Raw genomic sequence first — 5,107 nt, 5'->3', positions numbered from 1 at the left:
CATCTATTTCACATCTAATTAAACTCAACAACCATTTCCACAAAACAGTCGCCATGAAGTTTCGTCATCTCGCCATCCGCGCCAAGCTCATGCTCAGCATGGGTGTGTGCCTGCTTGTATTCATTGCCATCTCTTCCACCCTGTCGATCTCGATGACCAGTTCGCAGATGCGCGAGCGCGTCGTCGGCAGCGAATTGCCGGCGCAGGTCGCCGCCATCCGCAACGATATCCAGCGCCAGATCGCGGAGCCCGCCGCGATCTCGCAGACGCTGGCGAACAACACGTTCCTGCAGGCGTGGGAAGACGCCGGCAACCCGGACGACGGCCTGGCGGCCTGGACCGCGCAGGCCAGGCACCTGCAGGCAGCGAACAAGGCCGCCACCGCGTTCTGGGTGTCGGACGGCACCTCGAAATACTTCACCGAAAAGGGCCTCGACCGCACGATCGACAAAACGTCCGACAAGGATGCGTGGTTCAAGAAATTCCTCGATAGCAGTGCGCCCTACACGCTCAACCTGGACAAGGACGGCACCACGGGCGTCTACATGCTGTTCATCGACGCGCGCGTCAAGACGCCCGGCGGCAAGCTGGCGATCGCCGGCCTGGGCCTCTCCGCCGAAGCGCTTGCCGACAGCATCCGAAACTACCGCCTCGGCAAATCCGGTTACGTCTACCTGGTGAACCACGAGGGCGCGCTGCTGGTCCACCGCGACCGCAACCTGCTCGACGGCAAGCACAATCTCGCCGGCCAGCCCGGCTTCACCCCCGAACTGGTGCGCTCGCTGCTGGGCAAGCAGGCGTTTGCGTCGAACCGCTACGATGCGCCGACGGGCCGCCAGTTCGTCGCGTCGTCGTACGTGCCGGAGCTGGACCTGTACGTCGTGGCCGAAGTGCCGCAAGACGAAGTGCTGGGCAACATCGGCCGCACGGCGGCGGTGTCCGCGCTGATCGCGGCCCTCGTCGGCGGCGCCGTCGGCCTGGCGGCGATCTGGTTCGTGGCGGGCGCCATCTCGGCCCCGGTGATGGGCGCGGCCGGCATGCTGGGCGAGATCGCCGACGGTGAAGGCGACCTCAGCCGCCGCATGCACGCCGACAGCGAGGACGAAGTCGGCAAGCTGGCACTGGCGTTCAACCGCTTCGTCGGCTCGCTCAGCGGCACGATCGGCAAGGTGCGCGACAGCAGCACCGTGATCGCCGGCGCCACCGACGAGATCGCGCGCGGCAACATGGACCTGTCGGCCCGTACGGAAGCCCAGGCCTCGAGCATCGAGGAGACGGCGGCCGCGATGGAAGAACTGACGACGACCGTGCGCCACAACGCCGAGCACGCGCTGGAAGCGAACCGCCTCGTGGCCGAGACGGCGCAGTCGGCCGAACAAGGCGGCGCCGTCGTGGCCGAGGTGGTGCGCACGATGGGCGCCATCACGGAAAGCTCGCGCAAGATGTCCGAGATCATCGGCGTGATCGACGGTATCGCCTTCCAGACCAATATCCTGGCCCTGAACGCGGCCGTGGAAGCGGCCCGTGCCGGCGAGCAGGGCCGCGGCTTTGCCGTCGTCGCCGGCGAGGTGCGCACSCTGGCCCAGCGCTCGAGCGCCGCGTCGAAGGAGATCCGCCAGCTGATCCTGGATTCCGTCGCCAAGGTCGACGCCGGCAGCACGCTGGCCGACGGCGCGGGCCAGGCGATGGAAACGATCGTCACCTCCGTGCGCCGCGCGGAAGTCCTCATGCGCGACATCGCCGCGTCCAGCCAGGAACAGAGCATGGGCATCGCCCAGGTCAACCAGGCGATCGCGCAGATGGACGACGCGACCCAGCAGAACGCGGCCCTCGTCGAGGAAGCCGCTGCCGCCGCTGCCGCCCTGCAGGAACAGGCGCGCGAGCTGGATGTCGTCGTCAGCACGTTCAAGCTGGCCGCGGGCCCGGCACCGGCAGGCCGCAAGCTCCTGACCGCCTGATCCATCTCAATTCGGGGTCAGAGCACGCTCTGACCCCGAATTTTCGTGGCGCGTTTGCACACTTTCCCACGCTTCGGTAATATGCTCCGCTGCAACTTTTACCCAAGGTTGCTCACTCAACCGTCCCGTGGAGACCTACCCGATGCCGCGTCACCGTCTGCCGTCCCTGTCCGTCCTGTCCCTCGTTCTTGCCGCCGTCTGCGCCACTACGGCGCAGGCCCAGACGCCACCGATGGCGCCGGACATCCCGTCCGATAAATTCGCGACGACGGTCCCGAACGCCGACTACGTCAGGCAGGAGGTCATGATCCCGATGCGCGACGGCGTCAAGCTGCACACCGTGATCGTGATCCCGCAGAGCGTCATGGCCGGCAAGGCACCGATCATGCTGACGCGCACCCCGTACAACGCCACGAAGCGCGCCGGCCGCATGAAGAGCCCGCACATCGAATCCATCCTCGGCGACGGCGACGACGCCTTCATCGAGAATGGCTACATCCGCGTGTTCCAGGACGTGCGCGGCAAATACGGTTCGGAAGGCGACTACGTGATGACGCGCCCCGTGCGCGGCCCGCTGAACAACACGTCCGTCGACCACAGCACGGACGCGTACGACACGATCGACTGGCTGATCAAGAACATCGCGCAATCGAACGGCAAGGTCGGCATGGTCGGCTCGTCCTACGAAGGGTTCACCGTGCTGATGGCGCTCGTCGAACCGCACCCGGCACTGAAGGCGGCCGTGCCGATGAGCCCCATGGTCGACGGCTGGCGCGGCGACGACTGGTTCCATAACGGTGCCTTCCGCAACCCGAACCTCGCCTACATCGCCAGCCAGAACGCGGCGCGTGGCGAAGGCGAACAGATCGTCACGGGCATCCACGACGACTACGAGGCCTACCTGCGCGCCGGCTCCACGTCCGACTTTGCGCACCTCTACGGCCTGGACCAGCTGAACTTCACGAAAAAACTGTTCGAGCATCCGGCCTACGACAACTACTGGCAGGAACAGGCGCTCGACAGGATCCTCGCGAAGCGCCCGTTGACGGTACCATTGATGACCGTCGTCGGCCGCTGGGACCAGGAAGACATCTACGGCGCCTACGCGACGTATGCCGCCGTCGAACCGCAGGACAAGACGAACAAGATGAATTCGCTCGTCGTCGGCCCGTGGCGCCACAGCGGCGTCAACTACGAAGGCTCGAGCCTGGGCGACTTGAAATTCACGGGCGACACGGCGCAGCAATTCCGCCGCGACGTCATGCTCCCGTTCTTCAACCAGTACCTGAAGGATGGCGCACCCGCGTTCGACACGCCGCCCGTGTGGTCGTACCAGACGGGCGTGAACCGCTGGCGCCGGCTGGAGCAGTGGCCGCTCGTACCGGCGTCCACGCCGCTGTACCTGAAATCGGGCTTCGGCCTCGCGTTCGAGAAAAGCGATGCGAAGGCGGGCAAGGCCGACAAGGCCGCCGCGTTCGACGAATACGTGTCCGACCCGGCCAAGCCGGTGCCGTTCGTGCCGCGTCCCGTGCGCATGAGCGACGGCAATGTGTGGAAGCCGTGGCTCGTGACGGACCAGCGCAGCTATTCGGACCGCCCGGACGTGCTGACCTACACGAGCGCCCCGCTCACCGCCCCGCTGCAACTGGCCGGCCAGCCGATGGCCGACCTGTACGCATCGACGTCGGGCACGGACAGCGACTGGGTCGTCAAGCTGATCGACGTGTATCCGGACGAAGTCGCGGCACAGCCCGAGCTGGGCGGCTACGAGCTGCCGATCGCGATGGACATCTTCCGCGGCCGCTACTACCAGGGCCTGGACAAGCCGGCCGCACTCCCCGCGAACAAGGCCGAGCGCTTCCGCTTCGCGCTGCCCAACGTCGACCACGTATTCCTGCCGGGCCACCGCATCATGGTGCAGATCCAGTCCAGCTGGTTCCCGCTGTACGACCGCAATCCGCAGACCTTCGTGCCGAACATCTTCCTTGCCAGGCCGGGCGATTATCGCAAGGCCACGCAGCGCGTCTACCACGCGCCGGGGCTGGAGAGCGCGATCGAATTGCCGGTGGTGCAGGCGGCAAAGTAAGCGCGACGACAAGCGGGACGGTTCGGCAGCGCACGCGCTGCAGCGTCCCGCCAGCTATGCGGCGTGGTACGCCGACACGGCCGGCAAGTGGAGAGCGCCGTTCGATGCGAAGCGGTTGATCGAATTGGTCAACGCTGCACGTGGACCTGGATGACCTTGCGGCCCTTCGCATCCTGCTCCGGCAACGGCGTGGTCTCGCACGTGCCGCACGTATCGCACCCGCTGCCGCAGCTGGAATCGGTGCCGAGCCATTGCACGATCCGGCCCTTGCCGGTACCGTCCGACAGTCGATGGACGAGACGCTCGCGCCACGACCTGGGCAGGTACTTGACCGCCGCATACAACGCGGCCGCCGCGACGATGAGACCGACGATCAGGGTCTGGATCATGCTCAGCTCCCCAGCACGGAACGTGCGATGTGGAAGGTCAGGAACGAGGCCGTGTACGCGAGCGCGAACATGTAGCCGGCCATCAGCAGCGAATAACGCATGCTGCCGGTCTCGCGGCGCACGACGGACAACGTCGACAGGCACTGCGGCGCGAACACGTACCACGCCAGCAGCGACAGCGCCGTCGGCAGGCCCCACGACGCCGCGATGATCGGCGTCAGCGAGCTGGCCACGTCCTCGCCGCCGGCGGACAAAGCGTACACGGTGCCGAGCGCGCCCACGGCCACTTCGCGCGCCGCCATGCCCGGCACGAGCGCGATGCAGATCTGCCAGCCGAAGCCGATCGGCGCGAACACGACGGACAACGCGCGGCCCAGCATGCCGGCGATGCTGTAGTAGATCGGCGGATGCGTGGCGCCTTCCGGCGCGCCCGGGAAACTGGACAGGAACCACACGAGCACCATCAGGGTCAGGATCACGGTGCCCACGCGCGTGATGAAGATGCGTGCGCGTTCCCACAGGCCCAGCGCCAGGTTGTGCAGGTGCGGCCAGTGGTATGCGGGCAGTTCCAGCATCAGCGGCTGGTGGCCCTTGGCGCCCATCGTGCGCTTGAATACCCAGGCGACGGCCATCGCGCTGACGATGCCGGCCGCGTACAGCAGGAACAGCACCAT

General features: G+C 66.5%; 4 protein-coding genes. 2 read left to right on the top strand and 2 right to left on the bottom strand.

The window, feature by feature from the left end:
• Positions 1–53 precede the first annotated feature (53 nt).
• Together AC1DYX_RS27525 and AC1DYX_RS27520 are read left to right on the top strand one after the other, a co-directional pair.
• On the top strand, positions 54–1,958 hold the full coding sequence (locus AC1DYX_RS27525; protein WP_477264827.1) for a methyl-accepting chemotaxis protein: 1,905 nt from the start codon (positions 54–56) through the stop codon (positions 1,956–1,958).
• A gap of 142 nt (positions 1,959–2,100) precedes the next feature.
• Positions 2,101–4,044, top strand: a complete 1,944-nt coding sequence (locus AC1DYX_RS27520) for a CocE/NonD family hydrolase (protein WP_477264825.1) — start codon at positions 2,101–2,103, stop codon at positions 4,042–4,044.
• Between the two features lie 128 nt (positions 4,045–4,172).
• Here the strand turns inward: AC1DYX_RS27520 and AC1DYX_RS27515 are convergent, their stop codons facing one another.
• Both AC1DYX_RS27515 and AC1DYX_RS27510 read right to left on the bottom strand, forming a co-directional pair.
• Positions 4,173–4,433 (bottom strand): DUF6587 family protein, encoded by a 261-nt coding sequence (locus AC1DYX_RS27515; RefSeq protein ID WP_477264822.1) that lies wholly within the window; start codon positions 4,431–4,433, stop codon positions 4,173–4,175.
• A 2-nt stretch (positions 4,434–4,435) separates the two neighbouring features.
• The coding region (locus tag AC1DYX_RS27510) for a nucleoside recognition domain-containing protein (protein WP_477264821.1) at positions 4,436–5,107 on the bottom strand (672 nt) is incomplete at its 5' end.

It is taken from the genome of Massilia sp. P2_C2 (assembly GCF_056404615.1).
The sequence above is the reverse complement of the archived record's forward strand: the minus strand, read 5'-3'. Positions and strand labels throughout refer to the sequence as shown.